This window comes from Streptomyces sp. NPDC048254, assembly GCF_043201895.1.
Classification (GTDB): domain Bacteria; phylum Actinomycetota; class Actinomycetes; order Streptomycetales; family Streptomycetaceae; genus Streptomyces.
The window spans coordinates 394,920-419,534 of record NZ_JBICZJ010000008.1 but is presented as its reverse complement, the minus strand read 5'-3'; the positions used below and the strand labels follow the sequence as shown (position 1 = coordinate 419,534).

General features: G+C 72.5%; 19 protein-coding genes and 1 riboswitch. Of the genes, 11 read left to right on the top strand and 8 right to left on the bottom strand.

Annotated elements, in window-relative coordinates; translation table 11 throughout:
- Position 1 precedes the first annotated feature (1 nt).
- From ACGFZQ_RS24380 to ACGFZQ_RS24365, 4 genes are all read right to left on the bottom strand, one after another.
- Entirely contained in the window at positions 2-682 is a 681-nt protein-coding gene (locus ACGFZQ_RS24380; RefSeq protein ID WP_393842064.1) for a response regulator, read from the bottom strand.
- A complete protein-coding gene (locus tag ACGFZQ_RS24375; protein WP_393842063.1) occupies positions 679-2,334 on the bottom strand; it encodes an ATP-binding protein in 1,656 nt (551 codons plus the stop codon). The genes ACGFZQ_RS24380 and ACGFZQ_RS24375 overlap by 4 nt, the downstream gene beginning before the upstream one ends.
- A gap of 164 nt (positions 2,335-2,498) precedes the next feature.
- Entirely contained in the window at positions 2,499-3,443 is a 945-nt protein-coding gene (locus ACGFZQ_RS24370) for a sucrase ferredoxin (protein WP_393842062.1), read from the bottom strand.
- A gap of 80 nt (positions 3,444-3,523) precedes the next feature.
- Entirely contained in the window at positions 3,524-4,780 is a 1,257-nt protein-coding gene (locus ACGFZQ_RS24365) for a citrate/2-methylcitrate synthase (protein ID WP_393842061.1), read from the bottom strand.
- Between the two features lie 109 nt (positions 4,781-4,889).
- On the opposite strand from ACGFZQ_RS24365, the gene ACGFZQ_RS24360 reads away from it, so the two are divergent.
- Both ACGFZQ_RS24360 and ACGFZQ_RS24355 read left to right on the top strand, forming a co-directional pair.
- A complete protein-coding gene (locus ACGFZQ_RS24360; protein WP_393842060.1) occupies positions 4,890-6,053 on the top strand; it encodes a citrate synthase in 1,164 nt (387 codons plus the stop codon).
- A gap of 132 nt (positions 6,054-6,185) precedes the next feature.
- The gene (locus ACGFZQ_RS24355; RefSeq protein ID WP_393842059.1) at positions 6,186-7,259 is read left to right on the top strand and encodes a CobW family GTP-binding protein; all 1,074 of its coding nucleotides are present in this window, start codon (positions 6,186-6,188) and stop codon (positions 7,257-7,259) included.
- Here the strand turns inward: ACGFZQ_RS24355 and ACGFZQ_RS24350 are convergent.
- Entirely contained in the window at positions 7,256-9,712 is a 2,457-nt protein-coding gene (locus ACGFZQ_RS24350) for a DNA topoisomerase (ATP-hydrolyzing) subunit A (RefSeq protein ID WP_393842100.1), read from the bottom strand. The two genes, ACGFZQ_RS24355 and ACGFZQ_RS24350, sit on opposite strands and share 4 nt — an antisense overlap.
- A gap of 280 nt (positions 9,713-9,992) precedes the next feature.
- Between ACGFZQ_RS24350 and ACGFZQ_RS24345 the strand changes: the two genes are divergently transcribed.
- The 4 genes from ACGFZQ_RS24345 (at position 9,993) to ACGFZQ_RS24330 (ending at position 15,175) form a co-directional block, all read left to right on the top strand.
- Entirely contained in the window at positions 9,993-11,396 is a 1,404-nt protein-coding gene (locus ACGFZQ_RS24345; protein WP_351709610.1) for a pitrilysin family protein, read from the top strand.
- A complete protein-coding gene (locus ACGFZQ_RS24340; protein WP_382545884.1) occupies positions 11,393-12,781 on the top strand; it encodes a M16 family metallopeptidase in 1,389 nt (462 codons plus the stop codon). Before ACGFZQ_RS24345 ends, ACGFZQ_RS24340 begins: the two co-directional genes overlap by 4 nt.
- A gap of 190 nt (positions 12,782-12,971) precedes the next feature.
- Positions 12,972-13,135: riboswitch (cyclic di-AMP (ydaO/yuaA leader) on the top strand.
- Between the two features lie 12 nt (positions 13,136-13,147).
- A complete protein-coding gene (locus ACGFZQ_RS24335; protein ID WP_382545881.1) occupies positions 13,148-13,903 on the top strand; it encodes a M23 family metallopeptidase in 756 nt (251 codons plus the stop codon).
- A 576-nt stretch (positions 13,904-14,479) separates the two neighbouring features.
- Positions 14,480-15,175 carry a GntR family transcriptional regulator gene (locus ACGFZQ_RS24330; RefSeq protein ID WP_351709601.1) on the top strand — a complete coding sequence of 232 codons (696 nt, stop codon included), beginning with the start codon at positions 14,480-14,482 and terminating at the stop codon, positions 15,173-15,175.
- Positions 15,176-15,480: 305 nt separating this feature from the next.
- Here ACGFZQ_RS24330 and ACGFZQ_RS24325 read toward each other — a convergent pair whose 3' ends face one another.
- The gene (locus ACGFZQ_RS24325) at positions 15,481-15,762 is read right to left on the bottom strand and encodes an HPr family phosphocarrier protein (protein WP_393842058.1); all 282 of its coding nucleotides are present in this window, start codon (positions 15,760-15,762) and stop codon (positions 15,481-15,483) included.
- A gap of 176 nt (positions 15,763-15,938) precedes the next feature.
- Here ACGFZQ_RS24325 and ACGFZQ_RS24320 point away from each other — a divergent pair, with 176 nt between their 5' ends.
- The 4 genes from ACGFZQ_RS24320 to ACGFZQ_RS24305 all read left to right on the top strand — a co-directional run bounded on the left by ACGFZQ_RS24320 (position 15,939) and on the right by ACGFZQ_RS24305 (position 21,372).
- Positions 15,939-18,812 (top strand): GNAT family N-acetyltransferase, encoded by a 2,874-nt coding sequence (locus tag ACGFZQ_RS24320; RefSeq protein WP_393842057.1) that lies wholly within the window; start codon positions 15,939-15,941, stop codon positions 18,810-18,812.
- A gap of 81 nt (positions 18,813-18,893) precedes the next feature.
- Positions 18,894-19,490 (top strand): DUF5998 family protein, encoded by a 597-nt coding sequence (locus tag ACGFZQ_RS24315; protein ID WP_351709936.1) that lies wholly within the window; start codon positions 18,894-18,896, stop codon positions 19,488-19,490.
- The gene (locus ACGFZQ_RS24310) at positions 19,490-20,683 is read left to right on the top strand and encodes an alkaline phosphatase family protein (protein ID WP_393842056.1); all 1,194 of its coding nucleotides are present in this window, start codon (positions 19,490-19,492) and stop codon (positions 20,681-20,683) included. Before ACGFZQ_RS24315 ends, ACGFZQ_RS24310 begins: the two co-directional genes overlap by 1 nt.
- Positions 20,684-20,724: 41 nt before the next feature.
- Positions 20,725-21,372, top strand: coding sequence for a thymidine kinase (locus ACGFZQ_RS24305; RefSeq protein WP_393842055.1), 648 nt, complete (start codon positions 20,725-20,727; stop codon positions 21,370-21,372).
- Here ACGFZQ_RS24305 and ACGFZQ_RS24300 read toward each other — a convergent pair.
- Positions 21,362-22,177: a VOC family protein gene (locus tag ACGFZQ_RS24300; protein WP_393842054.1), complete on the bottom strand. Its 816-nt coding sequence runs from the start codon at positions 22,175-22,177 to the stop codon at positions 21,362-21,364. The two genes, ACGFZQ_RS24305 and ACGFZQ_RS24300, sit on opposite strands and share 11 nt — an antisense overlap.
- Positions 22,178-22,491: 314 nt before the next feature.
- Here ACGFZQ_RS24300 and ACGFZQ_RS24295 point away from each other — a divergent pair, with 314 nt between their 5' ends.
- Positions 22,492-23,334, top strand: a complete 843-nt coding sequence (locus ACGFZQ_RS24295) for a sulfurtransferase (RefSeq protein ID WP_393842053.1) — start codon at positions 22,492-22,494, stop codon at positions 23,332-23,334.
- A 60-nt stretch (positions 23,335-23,394) separates the two neighbouring features.
- Here the strand turns inward: ACGFZQ_RS24295 and sepH are convergent, their stop codons facing one another.
- On the bottom strand, positions 23,395-24,432 hold the full coding sequence (gene sepH, locus ACGFZQ_RS24290) for a septation protein SepH (protein WP_351728532.1): 1,038 nt from the start codon (positions 24,430-24,432) through the stop codon (positions 23,395-23,397).
- Positions 24,433-24,615: the final 183 nt, after the last annotated feature.

Below are 24,615 nucleotides of genomic sequence, written 5' to 3'. Positions count from 1 at the left end.
CTCAGCCGCGGGTCGCCCACACGTAACGGTGTTCGGGGCGGCCCGCGTCGCCGTATTTGAGGGTCAGCCGGGCCCGTCCCGTGCGCTCCAGGAGCTTCAGATAGCGCTGGGCGGTCTGACGGCTCACCCCCGTCCGCTCGGCGATCTCCTGGGCCGACAACGGGCCCTCGGCGTTCATCAGGGACCGGCGCACCAGCTCGGCCGTGGTGGGGGAGTGCCCTTTGGGCAGGTCCGGCTCGGACGTCGTGGACAGGGCGCCGAAGATGCGGTCCACCTCGGCCTGTTCGGCCTCGCCGCCGCCGTCCAGGGTGCGCCGCAGCTGCGCGTACGCCTCCAGCTTGGCGCGCAGTCCCGCGAACGCGAAGGGTTTGACCAGGTACTGCAGGGCGCCGTGCCGCATCGCCGCCTGCACGGTCGACACGTCTCGGGCCGCCGTCACCATGATCACGTCGGTCTGGTGGCCGCGCCGGCGCATCTCCTGGACCACCGCGAGGCCCGTGTCGTCGGGCAGGTAGTGGTCCATGAGGACCAGGTCGAGACGGGGCTGCGTCTCCAACTGGCGCAGTGCCTCTGCCGCGTTGTGGGCCTCGCCGGCCACACGGAAGCCCGGCACCTTCTCGACGTAGGCGGCGTTGACCCGGGCGACCCGGGTGTCGTCGTCCACGACCAGGACCTCGATCATCGCGTCTCCTCGTCGGCCGGGACGAGCGCCGGTGCCGGCTCCGGCTCGGTCAGCGCCTCGGGGAGCGCGACCGTGAACTGCGCGCCCCCGCCGTCCGCCTCGCCCACGGCCGCGGTGCCGCCCTGCCGTTCGGCGAGCCGGCGCACCAGCGAGAGCCCGATGCCGCGCTTGCCGTGCGCGGGCGGCTTCTTGGTGGACCATCCCTCGGTGAAGACCAGCTCCCGCTGCTCCGCCGGGATCCCGGGCCCGGTGTCGCGCACCCTGAGGACGACCGCGCGGCCCTCGGCGCACAACTCGACCTCCACGCGCGCGTGCGGAGTGCCGGCGACCGCGTCCAGGGCGTTGTCCACGAGGTTGCCCACGACCGTGACCAGGCCCCTGGGGTCGATCAGCCGGTCCGGGAGCCGGGTGCGGTCCGACACCCACAGGGCGACCCCGCGCTCGGCCGCGACGGTGGCCTTGCCGACCAGCAGGGCGGCCAGCAGCGGGTCCTGGATCTTCTCGGTGACCTGCTCGGCGGTGACCCGGTGGTCGCCCACCACCTCGCCGACGAAGTCCACGGCGTCGTCGTACATCTCCAGTTCCAGCAGCCCGAGCAGGGTGTGCATACGGTTGGCGTGCTCGTGGTCCTGGGCGCGCAGGGCGTCGATCAGCCCGCGCGTGGAGTCGAGTTCGCGGCCGAGCTGCTCCAGCTCGGTGCGGTCGCGCAGGGTGGCGACGGCACCGCCGTCGTCGGTGGGCATGCGGTTGGCGACCAGGACCCGCTGGCCGCGCACGGTGAGCAGATCGGTGCCGGTCACCCGGCCGGCCAGGACATCGGTCGTACGGCCCTCGCCGAGCGCCTCGTCAGGAGAGCGGCCCACGGCCTCGTCGCCGATGCCGAGCAGCCGTCTCGCCTCGTCGTTCAGCAGGCGGATGCGGCCGCCGCGGTCGAGGGCGACGACGCCCTCCCGGATGCCGTGCAGCATTGCCTCGCGCTCCGCGAGCAGCGCCGAGATGTCGGAGAAGGCCAGGTCGCGGGTCTGCCGCTGGACCCGCCGGGAGATCAGCCAGGCGGCCAGCGCACCGACCGCGAGAGCGCCGCCGGCGTAGGCGAACAGCCCGGGGATCGCGCTGAGCAGGCGCGCCCGCACGCTGTCGTACGCGATGCCGACCGAGACCGCCCCGATGATCCGGTGTTCCGAGTCGTACAACGGCACCTTGCCGCGCGCGGAGCGGCCCAGGGTGCCGTTGTCGATCTGCATGACGTCCTTGCCGGCCAGCGCATCCTTCGGGGAGGTCGAGACATGGCGGCCGATCTCCGAGAGCGTGGGGTGCGACCAGCGGATTTCCCGCTGGTCCATGACCACGATGTACTCGGCGTGGGTGGCCTTCCGGATCCGCTCCGCCTCCCGCTGCACCGGGCCGGTCGTGCTCGGCTGCGTGGTGAGGACTCCCTCGGCGATCCCCGGGTCCTGGGCCGTGGTCTGCGCGATCGCCAGCGCCCGGCGCATCGCCTCCTGGTCCAGCTGTTTGCTCAGCGGTGCCAGGAAGAGCCCGGTCGCCAGCACCGCGACCCCCGCGGCGATCACCACCTGCATCAGCAGGACCTGCGAGAACGCCCGTCGGGGCAGGCCGAGGCGCAGGCGGCGCGCGGGAGGAGTGGGGCTCATGCCCACGACGGTACGTGGGCGTGCGGGCCCGGCCGTAGGGGGTGTGGCGTGGATCTCTTGACTATTTCTTGGGGAAATCCGTCGTCGGGGCCGCGTCGGCTCGTCCTTCGCGGTCGTCTCGGCTCACCCTTCGCGGTCGGGTCAGCTCACCTTGCGCGGTCGAGTCAGCTCGCCAGAGCGGTCGTCGTGCGCAGTTCCCGCAGCGACACCACGTCCATCCGGACCGGCGACCCCAGCACCGACACCCCGCAGCTCTCCGCGCGGGGTGGCAGGGAGGTGCCCTGGGCCACGCCGACCCGCCAGCGCCGGCCGTCGGCGTGGGCGACGGTGACGTCCCAGTGCGGGGCCGCGCCCTCGGTTCGTACGACGCTCAGCACGCCCGCCGCGTACTCGCCCGCCGCCTCGCGCACGGCCAGCTCCGCCGCCTGGCCGGGCCGTTCCCAGGCGGAGCACCCACGGCACCCTTCCAGCACCACACGGCCCTCCTGGGCGCCGTGCAGGACCTCCTTGACGGCATGGGCCTCGGCGCGGCCGTACGCGTAGCCGTACGGCAGGACGAGCACCGTCGGCGAGAAGCGATGACCACCCAGATGGGTGACCTCCCAGGTGCCCTCCACACCGGACGCGGCCAGCTCCGCGGCGAGCGGGCGGCCCAGCAGGGCGCAGCAGCGGTCGCGCTTGCCGTTGGTGCAGACGAGCGCGAGGGGGCTGCCCGTATGCGGCCGGCCGCCGAGCGCCGTACCGAACGAACGGTGGTCGCCCGCGCCGAGCGCGGCGAAGTCGAGGCCGAGCAGCCGCCCGGGGTCGCGGGTGGCGGCGCTGTGCAACCAGACGTTCCCGGGGACCGTGTGGGCGGCGTACACCTGGCGAATGGCGGAGGTGCCCGGATCGGCGTGCCGGCCGGCGCGGCGGATGAGCGCGATCCGCACGCCGGTCCCCTTGGCGGCGGCCTCCAGAGCGCGGCCCAGCGCGGGGTCCAGATGGCTCGAAGTGAGCGCCTTGGCACCCCACGGGCCGGACTGTTCCAGCAGCAGCCACGTCGTCGCGGTGGCGGCGGTGCCGGAAACGGGCTCGTCAAGCATCCGGGAGACGGTTGCGCACCTACTCACAGAGGTGAGCCTAACCTGACTTCGCCCGGAGTGACTTCCGGCCCCGGTCGTTCGCCGCTGCGACGGGCTACCCGGGTGGGCTACTCCGGCAGGGGCTGCGGCGGCTTCGGACCGACGTAGTGACCGCTGGGACGCATCCGCAGCGGGCGCTCCCCGTACTCCTCCAGGGCGTGCGCGATCCATCCTGCCGTTCGGGCGACCGCGAAGATCGTCTCGCCCGCGGTGGCGGGCATGCCGCAGGAGGCCGTGAACACGGCCAGCGCCAGGTCGACGTTGGCGTGCAGCGGAGCGTGCCGGGCGGTCGTGGCGACGATGTCCCGGGCCGCGAGCAGGGCGGGCTCCGCGCGGGGGACCTCCTCCAGGAGGCCGAACAGGACACGCGCGCGCGGGTCCTCACCCTGGTAGAGCCGGTGGCCGAGGCCGGGGATACGGCGGCCCGCGCGGAGCTCGTCCGCGATCACCGGGACGGCGGTGCCCTGGTCGAGGACATCGAGCAGCATCCGGTGGGCGAGGCCGCTGGAGGCGCCGTGCAGGGGGCCTTCGAGGACGCCGAGCCCGGCCGACACGGCCGCGTACGCGTGGGCGCGTGCGGAGGCGGCGAGCCGGACCGCCAGCGTGGAGGCGGCCAGGTCGTGGTCGACGAGCAGGGCGAGCGCCGTGTCCAGCACGCGCAGCGCCGCGTCGCTGGGGTCGATGCCGGTCAGCCGGCGCCACAGCCGGTGGGCCAGCGGGCCGTCGTCGCGGCGGCGCTCGCGCTGTACCGGCAGCGCGGCGACCAGTGTGGGGATCAGCACGCGCGCGGTGCCGAGGACGGCGTCCTCGGACAGGTCGAAGCGCAGGGGGTCCTCGGCGGCCGAGGCGATCGTGGCGACCCGCAGCCGGTCGGTGGGGGAGGTGTGCTCCGGCAGCGCGTCGACGGCCCGGCGGGCGACGGCGACGGTGGCCTCCGGGGCGGTGAGGGACACGCCTGGGGTCATCCGGCCCGTCCACAGCCATTCGGCCACCTCCTCGTAGGAGTGGCGCGTGGCGAGTTCGGTGGCGTCGACGCCCCGGAAGAAGTAGCGGTCCTTCTCGATCAGGGTGATCCGGGTGCGCACCGACAGATCCCCGCCGGAGCCCGAAGTCCCCACGGCTTCACGCCTGTTGCGCCGGGCGAGCGCCTCCACCTCGCCGGCGTCGAAGGTGCTGGCGCGGCCACCGGGCTCGCGCCTGCTGCTGAGCTGACCGCGGCTCACATAGGCGTACACGGTCTCGGGCTTCACGCCGAGCAGTTCGGCGGTCTCCTTGGTGCTCAGCCGCCGCGCGGGACTGCCGGGAGCGGGTTGTTGATCGCGCATGGCGCCACCGTAGTCGTGTCCGGCGTACATTGATTGAATCAATATTGACAGAGTATGAGTCAAGCATAGACAGTCGAATCAAGTTCAGGGTGGAAAGCGGAGGCATGTCATGACCGTCAACAGGAGCGCGTCGGCCCTTGTCGAGGTGCCGCGCGGGCTCGCCGGTGTCGTCGTCACGGACACCGAGGTGGGGGACGTCCGGGGGATCGAGGGCTTCTACCACTACCGTCAGTACTCGGCCGTCGAACTCGCGCGCACCCGTGGCTTCGAGGACGTCTGGCACCTGCTGGTCCACGGCGAACTGCCCGACGCGGAGCGCGCCGCTGCCTTCTCCGCCGAGACCGCCGCGCTGCGGCGCCTGCCCGACGGGGTCCGGGCGGCCCTGCCCGCGGTGGCCGCGGCGAGCGGCGGGTCCGGACCACTGGCCGGGATGCGCACCGCGCTCTCGCTGCTCGGCGCCGCGCAGGGGTTCCGGCCGGTGTACGACATAGACGCGGACCAGCGACGCGCCGACACGGTCGCCGCCTGTGCGGCCGTACCGACGCTGCTCACCGCGCTGTACCGGCTCGGTCATGGGCTCGACCCGGTGGAGCCGCGCGCGGACCTGTCGTACGCGGCCAACTACCTGTACATGTTGACGGGTTCGGAACCGGATCCCCGGCAGGCGCGTGCGGTCGAGCAATACTTGATCTCAACCATTGATCACGGATTCAATGCATCAACATTCACTGCCCGCGTCGTCGCGTCGACCGGCGCGGACGTCGCGGCCTGCCTCGTGGGGGCGGTCGGTGCGCTGTCCGGGCCCCTGCACGGGGGCGCGCCCAGCCGGGCGCTGGACACCCTGGACGCGATCGGCACGCCGGACCGGATCGACCCGTGGATCCGCGAACGGGTCCTGGCCGGTGACCGCGTGATGGGCTTCGGGCATGCGATCTACCGTACGGAGGACCCGCGTTCCCGCATGCTGCGCGAGATCGCGCAGGACTTCGGCGGCCCCCGGGTCGAGTTCGCCGTCGAGGTCGAACGCCATGTGGAGCGCATCCTCGCCGAACTGAAGCCCGGCCGCGAGCTGCACACCAACGTCGAGTTCTACGCGGGCGTGGTCATGGAACTCTGCGGCCTGCCCCGGGAGATGTTCACCCCGACGTTCGCGGCGGCCCGCGCGGTCGGCTGGAGCGCCAACATCCTGGAACAGGCGGCGGACTCGAAGATCATCCGGCCGGTGGCACGGTATGTGGGACCGGAGCCGAGGGTGGCGGCCGGGGTCTGGTAGGCCTCTGCGGCGATCGTCACGCACCGTCGTCTCCCGGTCGGCACGCCAGGGGCGACGCGCGCGGCTTTCGGCGGCGGGCCGTTTCCTATCCTGGACCGGCCCGCACCCCCGCCCGCACGAAAGAGGCCCCCGTTGGAGCACCACCGCAGCCCCCAGCAGATCCCGGTCGTCGTGCTCGCCGGATTCCTGGGCTCCGGGAAGACCACGCTCCTCAATCACCTGCTGCACCGCAGCGGAGGCAGCCGGATCGGGGCGATCGTCAACGACTTCGGGGCCATCGAGATCGACGCGATGGCCGTGGCCGGCGCGCTCGGCGACTCCACCGTCTCGCTCGGCAACGGCTGCCTGTGCTGCGCCGTCGACGCGAGTGACCTGGACCTGTACCTGAAGCGGCTCGCTAGCCCCGCCACCGGTGTCGACGTCATCGTCATCGAGGCGAGCGGTCTCGCCGAGCCCCAGGAACTCGTCCGGATGCTGCTCGCCAGCGAGCACCCCGGCATCGTCTACGGCGGCCTCGTCGAGGTGGTCGACGCCGCCGAGTTCGACGACACGCGCGCGAAGCACCCCGAGATCGACCGGCACCTCGCCCTCGCCGACCTGGTCGTCGTCAACAAGCTCGACCGGGCCGAGCGCGGCGGCGAGGATGTCCTGGGGCTCGTGCGGTCGCTCAGCGACCACGGGGCCGCCGTCGTCCCGGCCACCTACGGCCGTATCGACCCCGAGTTCCTCTTCGACTGCCGGCCGGGCGAGGAGCGCATCGGGCAACTGTCCTTCGACGACCTGCACGAGCATCGAGAAGGCGATGAGCACGCGGGACACCTGCACACCCGGTACGACAGCCTGTCCTTCGTCTCCGGCCGGCCCCTCGACCCCCGTCGGCTCATGGCCTTCCTCGACAGCCGGCCCGAGGGGCTCTACCGGATCAAGGGGTACGTCGACTTCGGGCCGTACGACACCGGGAACCGGTACGCCGTGCATGCCGTGGGGCGGTTTCTGCGGTTCTACCCGGAGCCCTGGGGGCGGGACGAGGAGCGGCTGACGCAACTCGTGCTGATCGGCTCCGGCATCGACGCGCCCGCCCTGCGCAAGGAACTGGACGCGTGTACGAGCGACGCCCCGCACGCCGACGAGCACGGCATGTGGGGCGTCCTGCGCTACGTACCGGGCCTTGAGGAAGGCCCTGAGGAAGGTGGTTGCGGGGCTTAGACCGGGCCTGCCACCACCGACACCGTCTTCGGCAGCGAGACACCCGAGCCGTCCCGGCGCGGGTCGGCCTCCGGGAGGTCCGCCGGCGTGCCGTTCTTCTGGGCCGCCTTCGCCGGCACCGGGCCCGCCCAGGCGAAGGCCAGGCAGTCCTCGCCCTTCAGGAACCGCTGGCAGCGCACCCCGCCGGTGGCGCGGCCCTTGCGCGGGTACTGGTCGAACGGGGTGAGCTTGGCCGTCGTCTGCACCGAGTCGTCGAGCGTGCCGCGCGAACCGGCCACCGTGAAGACCACCGCGTCGGCCGCCGGGTCCACCGCCGTGAAGGAGATGACCTTCGCGCCCTCCGTGAGCTTGACGCCCGCCATACCGCCCGCCGGGCGGCCCTGCGGGCGCACCTGGGAGGCCTGGTAGCGCAGCAGCTGCGCGTCGTCCGTGATGAACACCAGGTCCTCCTCGCCGGTGCGCAGTTCCATCGCGCCGACGATCCGGTCGCCCTCCTTGAGGGTGATGACCTCCAACTCGTCCTTGTTGGACGGGTAGTCGGGGACCACGCGCTTGACCACGCCCTGTTCGGTGCCGAGGGCGAGACCCGGTGACGACTCGTCCAGCGTGGTCAGGCAGACCACCGACTCGTCGTCCTCCAGGGAGAGGAACTCGGACAGGGGCGCGCCGCCCGCGAGGGTCGGGGCGGTCGCCGTCTCCGGGAGCTGCGGGAGGTCGACCACGTTGACGCGGAGCAGGCGGCCGGACGAGGTCACCGCGCCGACCTCGCCGCGGGCGGTCGCCGGGACCGCCGAGACGATCACGTCGTGCTTGGCCCGCCTGCCGTCGGCGTCCTCCGGGAACGGCTCGCCGTTCGTCGTCCGCGCCAGCAGGCCCGTCGAGGAGAGCAGCACCCGGCACGGGTCGTCGGCCACCTGGAGCGGCACCAAGGCTGCCGGGGCACCGGAGGCCTCCAGCAGGACCGTGCGCCGCTCGGTGCCGAACTTCTTCGCCACCGCGGCCAGTTCGGCCGAGACCAGCTTGCGCAGCTCCGCGTCCGACTCCAGGATCCGGGTCAGCTCGGCGATCTCCGCGGTGAGCTTCTCCTTCTCCGCGTCCAGCTCGATGCGGTCGTACCTGGTCAGCCGGCGGAGCGGCGTGTCCAGGATGTACTGGGTCTGGATCTCCGACAGCGAGAAGCGCTCCATCAGGCGTTCCTTGGCCTGCGCGCTGTTGTCGCTGGAGCGGATCAGCCGGATGACCTCGTCGATGTCGACCAGGGCCGTGAGCAGACCCTCGACCAGGTGGAGGCGGTCCCGGCGCTTGGTGCGGCGGAACTCGCTGCGGCGGCGGACCACGTTGAAGCGGTGGTCGAGGTAGACCTCGAGCAGTTCCTTGAGGCCCAGGGTGAGCGGCTGGCCGTCCACCAGGGCGACGTTGTTGATGCCGAAGGACTCCTCCATCGGCGTCAGCTTGTAGAGCTGCTCCAGGACCGCCTCCGGCACGAAGCCGTTCTTGATCTCGACGACCAGACGCAGCCCGTGCTCGCGGTCGGTGAGGTCCTTGACGTCGGCGATGCCCTGCAGCTTCTTGGAGTTGACCAGGTCCTTGATCTTGGCGATGACCTTCTCGGGGCCGACCGTGAAGGGCAGTTCGGTGATGACCAGGCCCTTGCGGCGGGCCGTCACCGCCTCCACCGCCACCGTGGCCCGGATCTTGAAGGTGCCTCGGCCCGTCTCGTACGCGTCCCGGATGCCCTCCAGGCCGACGATCCGCCCGCCGGTGGGCAGGTCGGGGCCCGGCACGTGCTTCATCAGCGTGTCCAGGTCCGCGTTCGGATAGCGGATCAGGTGGCGGGCGGCCGCGATCACCTCGCCCAGGTTGTGCGGCGGCATGTTGGTCGCCATGCCGACGGCGATGCCCGACGAGCCGTTCACCAGCAGGTTCGGGAACGCGGCGGGCAGCGCCACCGGTTCCTGCTCCTGGCCGTCGTAGTTGGGCGAGAAGTCGACCGTGTCCTCGTCGATCGACTCGGTCATCAGGCTGGTCGCCTCGGCCATCCGGCACTCGGTGTACCGCATGGCGGCCGGCGGGTCGTCGTTGCCCAGGGAGCCGAAGTTGCCGTGGCCGTCGACCAGCGGGACGCGCATCGAGAACGGCTGGGCCATACGCACCAGCGCGTCGTAGATCGACGCGTCGCCGTGCGGGTGCAGCTTGCCCATGACCTCGCCGACCACGCGCGCGCACTTCACGTAGGCGCGGTCGGGGCGCACACCCATCTCGTTCATCTGGTAGACGATGCGGCGGTGCACCGGCTTCAGGCCGTCGCGGGCGTCCGGCAGAGCGCGCGAGTAGATGACCGAGTACGCGTACTCGAGGTAGGAGCCGCGCATCTCGTCCACGACGTCGATGTCGAGGATCCTCTCCTCGTACGAGTCGTCGGGCGGCGGGGTCTTCGTGCTGCGGCGGGCCATCGCTGCCGGCTCCTTGCTCATGCGTGAACGGGATCTGACGCTGACCATTGTGGACCGCGGTACTGACAACCCGGGCCAGGCCCCGGCCTCCGCGGCCCGCCCCGGTGCCTCGGAGGCGTTCGGGAGCGGGTCGGACGCAGGCTACGCGATCCGCTGTGGGCGTACGTGGTGCGGGAACTTCGCCGGGTCCCGGCGCGCTTGCATACAGTGGCAGGACCGGCAGGAAAACCGCGGTTCGAGACCGCTTCCGCGAGTGAGTGACGCGAGTGAAGGGACGTACATGCCCATGGGTCACACGACCACGGCCGAGACAGGCTCCGGAGGCCTGACAGCGACCGAGCACCGCTTGGCCAACGGTCTGCGCGTGGTGCTCTCCGAGGACCACCTGACCCCGGTCGCGGCGGTCTGCCTCTGGTACGACGTCGGCTCCCGGCACGAAGTCAAGGGACGTACCGGCCTGGCTCACCTTTTCGAGCACTTGATGTTCCAGGGCTCCGCCCAGGTGAAGGGCAACGGCCACTTCGAGCTCGTCCAGGGCGCCGGCGGCTCGCTCAACGGCACCACCAGCTTCGAGCGCACCAACTACTTCGAGACCATGCCCGCCCACCAGCTGGAGCTCGCCCTCTGGCTCGAGGCCGACCGTATGGGCTCCCTGCTCGCCGCCCTGGACGACGAGTCCATGGAGAACCAGCGGGACGTCGTCAAGAACGAGCGCCGCCAGCGCTACGACAACGTCCCCTACGGCACCGCCTTCGAGAAGCTGACCGCCCTCGCCTACCCGGAGGGCCACCCCTACCACCACACGCCGATCGGCTCGATGGCCGACCTGGACGCGGCCACCCTGGAGGACGCGCGGGCGTTCTTCCGTACCTACTACGCGCCCAACAACGCGGTGCTCTCGGTGGTCGGCGACATCGACCCCCAGCAGACCCTCGCCTGGATCGAGAAGTACTTCGGTTCCATCCAGGCGCACGACGGCAAGCCCGCCCCGCGCGACGGCTCGCTGCCCGACATCATGGGCGAGCAGCTGCGCGAGGTCGTCGTGGAGGAGGTGCCCGCGCGCGCGTTGATGGCCGCCTACCGGCTCCCCGAGGACGGCACGCGCGTGTCCGACGCGGCCGACCTGGCCCTCACCGTCCTCGGCGGCGGCGAGTCCTCCCGCCTCTACAACCGCCTCGTACGGCGCGACCGTACGGCCGTCGCCGCCGGCTTCGGCCTGCTGCGGCTCGCCGGCGCGCCCTCCCTGGGCTGGCTGGACGTGAAGACCTCCGGTGACGTCGAGGTGCCGGTCATCGAGACCGCCATCGACGAGGAGCTCGCCCGGTTCGCCGAGGAGGGTCCCACACCCGAGGAGATGGAACGCGCCCAGGCCCAGCTGGAGCGCGAGTGGCTGGACCGGCTGGGCACCGTCGCCGGCCGCGCGGACGAACTGTGCCGGTTCGCCGTCCTGTTCGGCGACCCGCAGCTCGCCCTGACCGCCGTCCAGCGCGTCCTCGCGGTGACCCCGCAAGAGGTCCAGGAGGTCGCCAAGGCCCGGCTGCGGCCGGACAACCGCGCGGTGCTCGTCTACGAGCCCAAGTCCCCGGAGACGGTCGAGGACGCCGACGTACCCGAGGACCCCGAGGCGGAGGCCACGGTCGAGGCCGCCACCGCCGAGCACGACGACGAGGAGACGGCCAAGTGACCGAGCTCGCCACCATGGAATTCCACCCCCGGCCCCAAGCGGGCGAGGCCCGGCCCTGGGCCTTCCCGGCACCCGAGCGCGGCGCCCTGGACAACGGTCTGACCGTGCTGCGCTGCCACCGCCCCGGCCAGCAGGTCGTCGCCGTCGAGGTGCTTCTGGACGCGCCCCTGGACGCCGAGCCGGCCGGCCTGGACGGCGTCGCCACGATCATGGCGCGCGCCTTCTCCGAGGGCACCGACAAGCACTCCGCCGAGGACTACGCCGCCGAGCTGGAGCGGGCCGGCGCCACCCTCGACGCACACGCCGACCACCCCGGCGTCCGGCTCAGCCTGGAGGTCCCTGCCTCCCGCCTGGGCAAGGGGCTCGGGCTGCTCTCCGACGCGCTCAGGGCACCCGCCTTCGCCGACAGCGAGGTCGAGCGGCTGGTCCGCAACCGCCTCGACGAGATCCCGCACGAGCTGGCCAACCCCAGCCGCCGGGCTGCCAAGCAGCTCTACAAGGAACTGTTCCCGTCGACCACGCGGATGTCCCGTCCGCGCCAGGGCACCGAGGACACCGTAGAGAAGATCGACGCAGCCGCCGTACGCGCGTTCTACGACCGGCACGTGCGGCCGGCCACCGCCACCGCGGTCGTCGTCGGCGACCTGACCGGCATCGACCTGGACGAGCTGCTCGGCGAGACCCTGGGCGCCTGGCGCGGCTCCACCGCCCAGCCCCGGCCGGTGCCCTCGGTCTCCGCCGACGACACCGGCCGTGTCGTCATCGTGGACCGCCCCGGAGCCGTCCAGACGCAGCTGCTCATCGGCCGCGTCGGCGCCGATCGGCACGACCGCGTCTGGCCCGCCCAGGTGCTCGGCACCTACTGCCTGGGCGGCACCCTCACCTCGCGCCTGGACCGCGTCCTGCGCGAGGAGAAGGGCTACACCTACGGCGTCCGCGCCTTCGGGCAGGTCCTGCGGTCCGCTCCCGACGGCAGCGGCGCCGCGATGCTCGCCATCAGCGGCTCCGTGGACACCCCGAACACCGGCCCGGCGCTCCAGGACCTGTGGACGGTGCTGCGCACCCTCGCCTCCGGGGGCCTCACGGACGCCGAGCGCGACGTCGCCGTGCAGAACCTCGTCGGTGTCGCGCCGCTCAAGTACGAGACGGCGGCGGCCGTCGCCGGCACCCTGGCCGACCAGGTCGAGCAGCATCTGCCCGACGACTTCCAGGCCACGCTCTACCGGCAACTGGCCGCCACCGGCACCGTGGAGGCCACCGCGGCGGTCGTGAACGCCTTCCCGGTCGACCACCTGGTGACCGTCCTCGTCGGCGACGCGGCACAGATCAAGGAGCCCGTCGAGGCCCTCGGCATCGGCGAAGTGACGGTCGTCGCCGCGGAGTAACGGCACGCGCGCGCAGAGCCCTGGTGACCATCCGGTCACCAGGGCTCTGAAATGTCCGAATTGGGGCGGAGGTTGCCTGTCTGCCCTGTGGGATGCGCGACAAAATCCGCGTTCCGTTTGAGGATTACGAGAACGTCCTCGTAGGTTCTTCCGGGCTGTCCGCCAGGCACTGCGCCGCACCCGCGGCACCGGACAGTCATCGCCGAGTCCCCGTACGGCGCGAGCCAGGGGAGCCGGGGACCCACGCAGTCCCTGGGGTGAATCGGGCGCCCGCGCGAGCCGCGAGGGGGCCCGTAGGAGACCTTCCTGCTCCGAACCCGTCAGCTAACCCGGTAGGCGAGAGGGAAGGAAAGGACCAGCCTCTACATGGCGTTCATGTGCGCCTCCGGGAAGCACCGTCGTCCCGGCCGGGTGAAGCGCACCACCGCGCAGGCCGCCGGTATCGCGGCCCTCACCACCACGGGTGTCATCGGCACCGTCTCGGCCGCCCCGGCGCTCGCCGCCGAGAACTCCGTCGAGCAGACCGGCCTCACCCCGGTCATCACCGTCAGCGACTCGGTCGCGGACCAGATCGACGCCCAGGCCGCCGCGCAGACGGCCGCCGCCGAGCGCAAGGCGGCCGAAAAGGCCGCACGCAAGAAGGCGGCGGAGAAGGCCAAGAAGGAGCGCGAGGCCGAGGCCCGCGCCGCGCGGGAGGCGGAGCGCAAGCGCCTCAACGCCTTTGTCGCGCCGATCTCCGACTCGTACGTCTCCACCGGCTACAAGACCGGCGGCTCCCTGTGGTCTTCCGGCGCCCACACCGGCATCGACTTCCACGCGGCCACCGGCACGGTGGTGCACGCCGTCGGCACCGGCACGGTCGTCTCCACCGGCTGGGGCGGGTCCTACGGCAACCAGATCGTCATCAAGATGGCCGACGGCATGTACACCCAGTACGGCCACTTGTCGTCGATCGGCGTCTCGGTGGGCCAGAAGGTCACCCCGGGCCAGCAGATCGGCCTCTCCGGCGCGACCGGCAACGTGACCGGCCCCCACCTCCACTTCGAGGCCCGCACGACTCCGGAGTACGGCTCGGACGTCGACCCGGTCGCCTACCTCCGCAAGCACGGCGTGAACGTCTGACCGACCACGGCGCGCACGCGGGGCGCGCGGTACCGCGCGCACGCCCCACGCGGGTTACGGCGCGCACGCCCGGCGCGGCCATCGCGTGAGCGCGGGGCGCAGGGCGCAGGGCGCGCGTCACACCACGGCGTGCGCGTTGTGCGAGCCCGGCGTGCACCCTCGCCCGCACGACCTCGGCGTGCAAGCCTCCCGCGCGGGCCCCTGGCGTGCAAGCCTCCCGCGCGGGCCCCTGGCGTGCACGCCTCCCGCGCGCGACCCCGACGTGCACGCCTCCCGCGAACTCCGGCGCGCACGCCCCGCCCGACCACCGCATGAACGTTTCTGCGCCGGTTTCTGCGCCGACGCATCACATACCTCCAAACACACGACCCCGGCGAAGAACACGTGACGCCACAGGGCGACAGCCCCGAAGCTCCGGGCCCTCCGAGCCGGGGCTTTCGTCGTTTTCGTGACCCCGGTGTCCAAAAAATATGCATGGATTCAGGGCCGCCGTCGGAAATTCCCGCCCATTGCAATAGAGTCACGGAACGGACGCCACTCGGCGGCGTTTCACGGGGATTAAGGCGGAGGTCGGACATGCGTATTCCGGCGCACTCGGTATGCACGGCGATCCGGGACGACATCGTCGCGGGTGTCTACGAGCGCGGCAGCCGGCTCACCGAGGAACTCCTGGCCCGTCGCTACGGCGTCTCGCGCGTCCCCGTCCGCGAGGCCCTGCGCACCCTGGAGGCCGAGGGCTTCGTGGTGACGCGCCGGCACGCGGGCGCGTGCGTCGCGGAACCGACCGAGCAGGAGGCCGCCGACCTGCTGGAGATGCGCCTGCTCCTGGAGCCGCTCGGCGCCTCCCGGGCCGCCCAGCGCCGTACCGAGGCCCACCTCAAGGTGCTGCGCGGACTGGTCAGGCTGGGCCAGGAACGGGCCCGCAGGGGCGGCAGCGAGGACCTGCGCTCCCTGGGCGGCTGGTTCCACGAGACGCTCGCCCAGGCCACTGGCAGCCACGCACTCACCTCGACACTCACCCAGCTGCGGCACAAGATCGCCTGGATGTACGCCGTCGACGCGCCCGCCAACCCCGTGGAGTCCTGGGCCGAGCACGGCGCCATCGTGGACGCGGTGACGCGCGGCGACAGCGAACGCGCGCGGGCGATCACCGCGCTGCACACCGAGCGGTCCGCGGTCTCCCACCGGTTGCGCTTTTCCGGCGGCACGGACCGGGCGAACGGTGTGAGGACTTCGCAACATCCCGTAAACATGTCGGGCCTGCGGCATTAACACGGGCACCGTATACAAAGAAGTGTTATTCGGTGGAGCGGTATTTCCGTTGCCCTCTGCCGGTCCCCGTCGCCCTTATTTCGGGCGCGCCCGGAATTTCCGGTGGCGCGTCATCGGCGTGCCCGACGGGGAATTAACTGCGCCCGGCGCGATGTCCGGCCCGCATAACGCGATGTCCGGCCCCGTATAAAGGGTGGCCCTTCATGGAGGCCGGCGCCGGAAGAGGTCACGGGCGGCGGGAACGGCGGAGGCCGCGCCGCCCCAGGAGGGGCGGCGCGGCCTCCGCCGTGCGGGCGCTATGGCGCTCAGACGGTCTCGGGGAGCTCCTCGAGACCCTCGGCGACCAGCTTGGCCAGGCGGTCGAGGGCGGCGTCCGCGCCCTCGGTGTCGGAGGCGAGGACGATCTCCTCGCCGCCCTTGGCGCCCAGGCCCAGGACAGCCAGCATGGAGGCCGCGTTGACGGGGTTGCCCCCGGCCTTGGCGATCGTCACCGGGACGCCTGTGGCCGTGGCGGCTCGGACGAAGATGGAAGCGGGGCGGGCGTGGAGACCCTCGGCCCAGCCGACGTTGACGCGGCGCTCAGCCATGTGATGCTGCCCTTCGGTGTTCAGGGTTGTCTAGACCAGTTTCCCATATCGTGAAGCATGCCCGGAGCGGACGTGAGTCCTTCCGGGTGTGTCGTCGGACCGCGGCCTCGGCCCGACTTCCGTCCTCCACAGACTGCCTCGCGCCACTGTCGGACGCGAGCCGTACTCTGGGGCCCATGCAGACCCCGGCGGACCGGCAGGACCGGCACGAGTACCCCGCCCACTGGGAGGCGGACGTGGTGCTGCGCGACGGTGGTACCGCGCGCGTCCGGCCCATCACCGTCGACGACGCCGACCGCCTGGTCAGCTTCTACGAGCAGGTCTCGGCCGAGTCGAAGTACTACCGCTTCTTCGCGCCGTACCCCAAGCTCTCCGCCAAGGACGTCCACCGCTTCACGCACCACGACTTTGTGGACAGGGTGGGACTCGCGGCCACCATCGGCGGCGAGTTCATCGCCACCGTACGCTATGACCGCATTGGCGCCGACGGCATGCCCGCCTCCGCGCCCGCCGACGAGGCCGAGGTCGCCTTCCTCGTCCAGGACGCCCACCAGGGCCGGGGCGTCGCCTCCGCCCTCCTGGAGCACATCGCGGCCGTCGCACGGGAGCGCGGTATCCGCCGGTTCGCCGCCGAGGTGCTGCCCGCCAACAGCAAGATGATCAAGGTGTTCACGGACGCCGGCTACACCCAGCAGCGCAGCTTCGAGGACGGCGTGGTCCGCCTGGAGTTCGACCTGGAGCCCACGGACCGCTCGGTCGCCGTCCAGCGCGCGCGGGAGCAGCGGGCCGAGGCCCGTTCGGTACGACGGCTCCTGACCCCCGGTTCGGTGGCCGTGATCGGCGTCGGCCGGGCGCCCGGCGGCGTGGGCCGCAGCGTCCTCGGCAACCTCCGGGACGCCGGCTTCACCGGCCGGCTGCACGCCGTGAACCAGGCCTTCCCCGAGGACCTCAAGGAGGTCGACGGGGTGCCCGCGCACCGCTCCGTGCGCGACATCGGCGAGCCGGTCGACCTCGCCGTGGTCGCCGTACCGGCCGAGCAGGTCCCGGACGCCGTCACCGACTGCGGCGAACACGGCGTCCAGGGGCTTGTCGTCCTCGCCGCCGGGTACGCCGAGAGCGGTCCGGACGGCCGCGAACGCCAGCGCGAACTCGTCCGGCACGTGCGCACGTACGGCATGCGGATCATCGGGCCGAACGCCTTCGGGATCATCAACACCGCCGCCGACGTACGGCTGAACGCCTCCCTCGCGCCCGAGATGCCCCGCCCCGGCCGGATCGGCCTCTTCGCCCAGTCCGGCGCCATCGGGATCGCCCTGCTGTCCCGGCTGCACCGGCGCGGCGGCGGCGTCACCGGGACCACGGGCGTGTCGACCTTCGTGTCGTCCGGTAACCGTGCGGACGTGTCCGGCAACGACGTCCTCCAGTACTGGTACGACGACGTCGAGACCGACGTCGTCCTCATGTACCTGGAGTCCATCGGCAACCCGCGCAAGTTCACCCGCCTCGCGCGGCGCACGGCGGCGGCGAAGCCGCTGGTCGTGGTGCAGAGCGCCGGTTCGGCGCCGCAGGGGCACGCGGTACGGGCCACGCGGCTGCCGCACGCCACGGTGTCCGCGCTGCTCCGGCAGGCCGGGGTGATCCGCGTCGACACGATCACGGAGCTGGTCGACGCGGGACTGCTGCTCGCGCGGCAGCCGCTGCCGGCCGGGCCCCGGGTGGCGATCCTCGGGAACTCCGAGTCGCTGGGGCTGCTGACCTACGACCGGTGCCTGGCGGAGGGGCTCCGGCCGGCGCCGCCGCTGGACCTGACGACCATGGCGACCCCCGCGGACTTCCACCGGGCGCTGTCGGAGGCGCTGGCGGACGAGTCGTGCGACGCGGTGGTCGTCACGGCCATCCCGACGATCGGGGAGGGGGCGGTCGCGGACGCGGAGCTGGCGGAGGCGCTGCGGTCGGCCGCCGAGGTGGTGCCCGGGAAGCCGGTGCTGGTGGTGCATGTGGAGCTCGGAGGGCTCGCGGAGGCGCTCTCGGCCGCCGGCCGCACCGCACCGCAGACGGCTGTCATGGCACCCGGCGTCCAGCTGTTCCGGCCTGCGCAACGACTGCCCACCCCGGTGGAGACAGGAGCCCAGACGCCCCCCGCCGCCGTCGCCGAGGCCGCCAAGCCCCCCCATCCCCACCCCTGCTCCCGGCTGATCCCCGCTTATCCCGCCGCCGAGCGTGCCGTCCGGGCCCTCGCCGAAGCGGTGAAGTACGCGCAGTGGCGGCGGGAGGCCGCCGACCCCGGGAAGGTGCCCGAGTACGACGACATCGACGAGAAGGGGGCCGCCGAGCTGATCGGCGCCCTGCTGGAGCGCGGGGAGGGGCTCACCCTCGGCACCGAGGAGACCTGCGAGCTGCTCGGCAGGTACGGCGTCGCCGTGCACCGCGCACTGGCCGCCCCGACCCCCGAGGCCGCCGTCGCGGCCGCCCGCGACCTCGGCTACCCGGTCGCCCTCAAGGCCACCGCCCCGCACCTGCGCCACCGCGCCGACCTGGGCGGAGTCCGGCTGGACCTGGCGGACGAGGAGCAACTGCGCCGGGCGTACACCGAGTTGACCGAGCTGTTCGGGCCGCCGGGGGAACTGCGCCCGGTGGTCCAGCGGATGGCACCCCGGGGCGTGGACACCGTCGTACGGGCCGTGATCGACCCGGCGGCCGGGGCCGTGCTGTCCTTCGGGCTGGCCGGGGCCGCCTCGCAACTGCTCGGGGACACGGCCCACCGGCTGGTCCCGGTGACCGACCGGGACGCGACCTCGCTGGTGCGGTCGATCCGGACCGCGCCCCTGCTGTTCGGCTGGCGCGGCTCGGCCCCCGTCGACACGCCCGCCCTGGAGGAGCTGCTGCTGCGCGTCTCCAGACTGGTCGACGACCATCCCGAGGTGGTCGCGGTCACCCTGGAACCGGTCGTGGTCGCCCGGCACGGCGTCAGCGTCCTCGGTGCCACCGTCCGCCTGGCGCCCCCGCCCGCCCGCGACGACCTGGGTCCGCGGACCCTGCCCGCCTACTGACCGCCGCGAACACCCGTCCCCGCGGTGGCTTTCCAAGAGGGTGCGTCGACTGGCCCGGACCCCCCTTGCCCACGGATTAGGATGGACGCCATGGCCAAGACCAGTACGACGACCCAGGGGCTGCGCGTCGCGATCGAGCGCAGCGGCTACTACCCGGCCCTCGTGGCCGAGGCGGTGGAGGCTTCCGTGGGCGGTGAGCCGATCCGGTCGTACCTGGTCCACCAGGAGACGACGTTCGACCAGAACGAGGTGCGGCGGCACGTGACCGTGCTCGTCCTCACCGGCAACCGCTTCATCGTCAGCCACACCGACGAGCAGGCCGCCGACACCACCTCCCCGACGCCGTACGCCACCACCTCGACCGAGTCGGTGAAGCTCAGCCGGATCTCGTCGGTCGTGGTCAGCCGGGTGGTGGCCAACCCGGAGCAGTACACGCCGGGCACTCTGCCCCGCGAGATCGTGCTGACCATCGGCTGGGGCGCCGTCTCCCGTATCGATCTGGAGCCCGCCGCCTGCGGCGACCCCAACTGCGAGGCCGACCACGGCTACACGGGCAACTCCACGGCGGACGACCTCAGCCTGCGCGTCAGCGAGGCGGGGGACGGCCCGGAGACGGTGCGCCAGGCGCTCGCCTTCGCCCAGGCCATCTCCGAGGCGACCGCGGACGTCACGCACTGATGGCGTACGCCACCTGGGACCATCCGGAACCGCTGGCCCTCGGCTCCGCGCCGCTGCCCGAGTACGGCAGCGGCTCCCTCGCCGACCTGCTGCCCACCCTGGCCGCCGGGATGGCCGTACCCGGAATGACCGCGTCCATCACGGAACTGACCGCGGCCGACCGCAACTGCGTCTTCCTGGTCGACGGGCTGGGCTGGGAACAGCTCAGGGCCCACCCCGACGAGGCGCCCTTCCTGGCCTCGCTGCTCGGCAGCTCACGCGGCGGCACCGGACGGCCGATCACCGCAGGCTACCCGGCGACCACCGCGACCTCCCTCGCCTCCGTCGGCACCGGCCTGCCGCCCGGCGCGCACGGCCTGCCCGGCTACACCGTCCGCAACCCGGCCACCGGCGAGCTGATGAACCAGCTGCGCTGGCAGCCGTGGACCGACCCGGCCGCCTGGCAGCCGTACCCCACCGTCTTCCAGCTCGCCGCCGACGCCGGTGTGCACTCCGCCCAGGTGTCCTCCCCGACCTTCGAGCACACCCCGCTCACCAAGGTCGCCCTCAGCGGCGGAACGTTTCACGGGCGGCTCACCGGCGAGGAGCGGATGGACTTCGCGGCGGAGCAACTGGCCGCCGCCGACCGTTCCCTGGTGTACACGTACTACGCCGAACTGGACGGCGCCGGGCACCGGTACGGCGTCGACTCCGACACCTGGCGCGGCCAGCTGATGCACGTCGACCGGCTGGTGCAGCGGCTCGCCGAGCAGCTCCCGGCGCGCAGCGCGCTGTACGTCACCGCCGACCACGGCATGCTCGACGTGCCGTTCGACGAGCAGCACCGCATCGACTTCGACGAGGACTGGGAACTGCGGGCCGGCGTCGCCCTGCTCGGCGGCGAGGGCCGCGCCCGGCACGTCTACGCGGTGCAGGGCGCCCAGAACGACGTGCTGACCTGCTGGCGCGAGGTGCTCGGCGAGCAGTTCTGGGTGGCCTCCCGGGACGAGGCGATCGCGGCCGGCTGGTTCGGCCCGCCGGACCGGTTCGACGAACGGGTGTACGGCCGGATCGGCGACGTCGTCGCGGCCGCCCACGACGACGTCCTGATCATCGCCTCCGAGCGCGAGCCCAAGGAGTCGGCCATGGTCGGCAACCACGGCTCGATGACCCCCGTCGAGCAGCTCGTCCCGCTGCTCGAAGTACGCTCCTAGCGCCCCTGATCCCACCACCCCCGAAAGGTGCTCAACTCCCCATGCCCGAGCTGGTCTTCTTCTCCGGAACGATGGACTGCGGGAAGTCGACCCTGGCTCTGCAGATCGAGCACAACCGGTCGGCCCGCGGCCTCGTCGGCATGATCTTCAGCCGTGACGACCGCGCCGGCCACGGCAAGCTGTCCTCCCGCCTCGGCCTGGTCACGGACGCCGTGGAGGTCGAGGACGGCCAGGACCTGTACGCGTACCTGGTCGACCATCTCTCGCAGGGCGGCCGCGCGAACTACGTCATCGCCGACGAGGCACAGTTCCTGGCGCCGGAGCAGATCGACCAGCTCGCGCGCGTGGTCGACGATCTGGGCCTGGACGTCTACGCGTTCGGCATCACCACCGACTTCCGCTCCAAGCTGTTCCCCGGCTCCCAGCGGCTGGTGGAGCTGGCCGACCGGGTCGAGGTGCTCCAGGTCGAGGCCCTGTGCTGGTGCGGCGCCCGCGCCACCCACAACGCCCGCACGGTGGGTGGCGAGATGGTCGTCGAGGGCGCCCAGGTGGTCGTGGGCGATGTCAACGGGTCGGCCGGGGAGGTCGGTTACGAGGTGCTGTGCCGCCGCCACCACCGGCGCCGGATGACCGCCACGTCGGCCCATGCGGCGGCCCTCTCCCCGGACGTCCTGCCCGTCACGACCTGACTCGGCGCGGGCTCTGGATCACCGAGAAGACCGCGCCCTCCGGGTCGGCCACCGTGCCGACCCGGCCGTGTGCGCTGTCCCGGGCCGGCTTCAGCACCTGTCCGCCCAGCTCGGCGACCTCGCGCAGGGCCGCGTCCGCGTCGGCCACCTCGAAGTACGTCAGCCAGTGCGGCCCCCGGTCCCGGGGCAGTGAGAGCCCGACCCCGTGGATGCCGGCCACCGGGCGGCCCTCGACGTGCAGGGTCACGTAGTCGAAGTCGGCGGACACCACCGGCTCCTCCGCGTAGCCGAACACCGCCTCGTAGAACTTGGCGACGCTCACGGTCTCGAAGGTGAGCAGCTCGTTCCAGGCGGGTGTGCCGGGGACACCGGTGACGGCCGTGCCGAGGCGGGCGGAGGCCTGCCAGATGCCGAACACCGCGCCCGACGGGTCGGAGCCGATGGCCATCCGCCCGGCCTCGGCCGCGTCCAGCGGGCCGACGCCCACCGTGCCGCCGCACAGCCGGACCGTCTCGGCCGTCAGATCCACGTCCTCGGAGGCGAAGTACGGCGTCCAGGCGATCGGCAGCCGGCGGTCCGGCGGCAGCTGCCCGATGCCCGCGACCTCCTGACCGTCCAGCAGCGCCCGGACGTAGGGGCCGAGCTGCTGCGGCCCGGGCTGGAACTCCCAGCCGAACAGGGCCTCGTAGAACTCCTCGGTCGCGGTCAAGCCGTGCACCATCAGACTCACCCAGCAGGGGGTGCCGGGCGCGCGCCGAGCGTGTGTACCGCCGTTCGGGCCGGCCGATCCCCGTACCTCGGTCATCGTCACTCTCTCCTCGGCCCCTCGCGGTGGCCGTGTCGCTTCCGCTCTCCGGACCGGCTGTGCCACAGCCGTGGGCACGCCCCGTGCCGATGCTCGCACCCTCCGTGGCGCCCTGTGTCCAGGCTGTGGCGGCGGCCTTCGCCGCGAGGATGCCTGATCTGCCGTTTCTCGCCCGTTTCCGGCCGATTGCCGCCGGGTGTCCATCAGCCGTACAGCATGTGCCCGATCCCGCACGCCCGGTGATCGAGCCTGTCCGGCCGAGCAGAGTAGTCGTACCTGGACGATGCGGCCACCCCTGGCGTAAGGATGGGGCCATGGAAGCCATCATCACCGCAACCGAACTCGCCGAAGCCCTGACCGGGCCGAACCCGCCCGTGCTGCTGGACGTGCGCTGGCAGCTGACCACGCCGGGCGCCGCGCCCTTCGACGGCCGGGCCGAGTACGCCGCAGGGCACCTGCCGGGCGCCGGCTACGTGGACCTGGACACGGAGCTGGCCGCCGCGCCCGCGGGCCGCGGCCGCCATCCGCTGCCCGACCTGGCAGTCTTCGGGGCGGCGATGCGCCGTGCGGGGGTGTCGGCGGACCGGCCGGTGGTCGTGTACGACGGCGGACCCGGCTGGGCGGCGGCGCGCGCGTGGTGGCTGCTGCGCTGGACGGGTCACCCGGAAGTGCGGGTCCTGGACGGCGGGTTGCCGTCCTGGGAAGGCGCTCTTTCGACTGACGCGGCCGAGCCGGCCGAGGGTGACTTCGAACCGGCGCCCGGTGCACTGGAGTTGCTCGACGCGAACGGGGCGGCCGCGCTGGCCCGCGCGGGCGTGCTGCTCGACGCCCGCGCGGGGGAGCGGTACCGGGGCGAGGTGGAGCCGATCGACCGGATCGGCGGCCACATCCCGGGCGCCGTCTCCGCGCCGACCACCGAGAACGTCGGCCCAGACGGCCGTTTCCGGTCCGCCGGGGAGCTGAGTGACCGTTTCAAGGCCCTGGGCGCCTCCGGGGCAGCCCCGGTGGGCGTCTACTGCGGCTCGGGCGTCTCGGCCGCACACGAGGTGCTGGCGTTGGCGGTGGCGGGCATTCCGGCGGCGCTGTACGTCGGTTCCTGGTCGGAGTGGTCCGCCGACGCGGACCGTCCGGTCGCGGTCGGCCCCGACCCGCAGTAGGGCAGCGGTGAGAGGGGGCACGCGCGCGTGCCCCCTCTTCGTACGGCCGTACGACTGCTGTTACTCCTGCTTCTTGCGCCGCGTCCCGAAGACGATCTCGTCCCAGCTCGGCACGGCGGCCCGGCGGCCCGGGCGGACGCCGTCCGCCTCGGCCTGGCGGTCGGTGGCGCCGATCAGCCGGTCACGGTGGCTGCCGACGGAGCGCGGCATGAGGACGTCCGCGTAGGCGGAGCCGGCCGAGGCCGCGGGGGCCGGGGGCTCCTCCTCCGCCGGTTCCGGAGCGGGTGGCTCCTCCGGGACGACCTCCGCGGGGCGCTCCGGGACCACCATGTCGCCCCGGAAGCTCGGCACCGCCTCCAGCAGGCTGGTCAGCGAGTCCCGCTCGCCGGCCGTCTCCTCGACGGGGTCGGACGACTGCGCGGGCAGGCTCGGCCGGTCCCGGTCGCCGGAACGGTCCATCGGGCGGTCGCGCGGCAGCCGTGCGATCCGCGGCACGAACGGAAAGCTGGGCTCCGGTACGGCGAGGTCGTCGGACTCGCCGATCAGCGAGCGCGCCTCGTCGTCGACGGCCTGGACCAGCCGCCGGGGCGGGTCGTAGGTCCAGCTCGCCGAGTGCGGTTCGCTCGCGACCCGGTAGACGAGCAGGACTTCCCAGGTGCCGTCGTCGCGGCGCCAGGAGTCCCACTGCACGGTGTCCTTGTCGGCACCGCGCAGCACCAGCCGCTCCTGGACGGCCTCGCCGAGCAGCGGCCCGGAGTTCTCGCCGGGCCGACGGACCGGCGTCTTGCGGGCCCGTTCGGCCATGAAGGCGCGCTCGGCCAGTACCGGACCCTCGAAGCGCCGCACCCGGTCGACGGGGATCCCGGCGAGCTGGGCGACCTCTTCCGCGGTCGCGCCCGCTCGTATCCGCGCCTGGATGTCTCGGGGCCGCAGATGGCTCTCGACCTCGATCTCGATCTGGCCGAGCCGGGGCCGGTCGCCGCGCACGGCGGCACGGAGCCGTTCGTCGATCGGAAGCGTGTACTCCGTAGAGTCGGCAGCCTTGAGCACCAGCCGTGTGCCGTCATTGGAGACGGCCACGACACGCAGTTCGGGCATGGGGACCTCCCGGGTGGTGCCTGCCGACGTCACGTGCGTCGCTGCTTCCGCTAGTCGAGTGTGGCCTGCCCGGGTGCAGCCTGCCACAACCTTGCCGAGTTGCCCGGCGTGTCGGGCACAGGCCCTGCACCGCCGTTATGGCACGGTTACCTATTCGCAACGCTAAGTGACCAAAACCGTCAC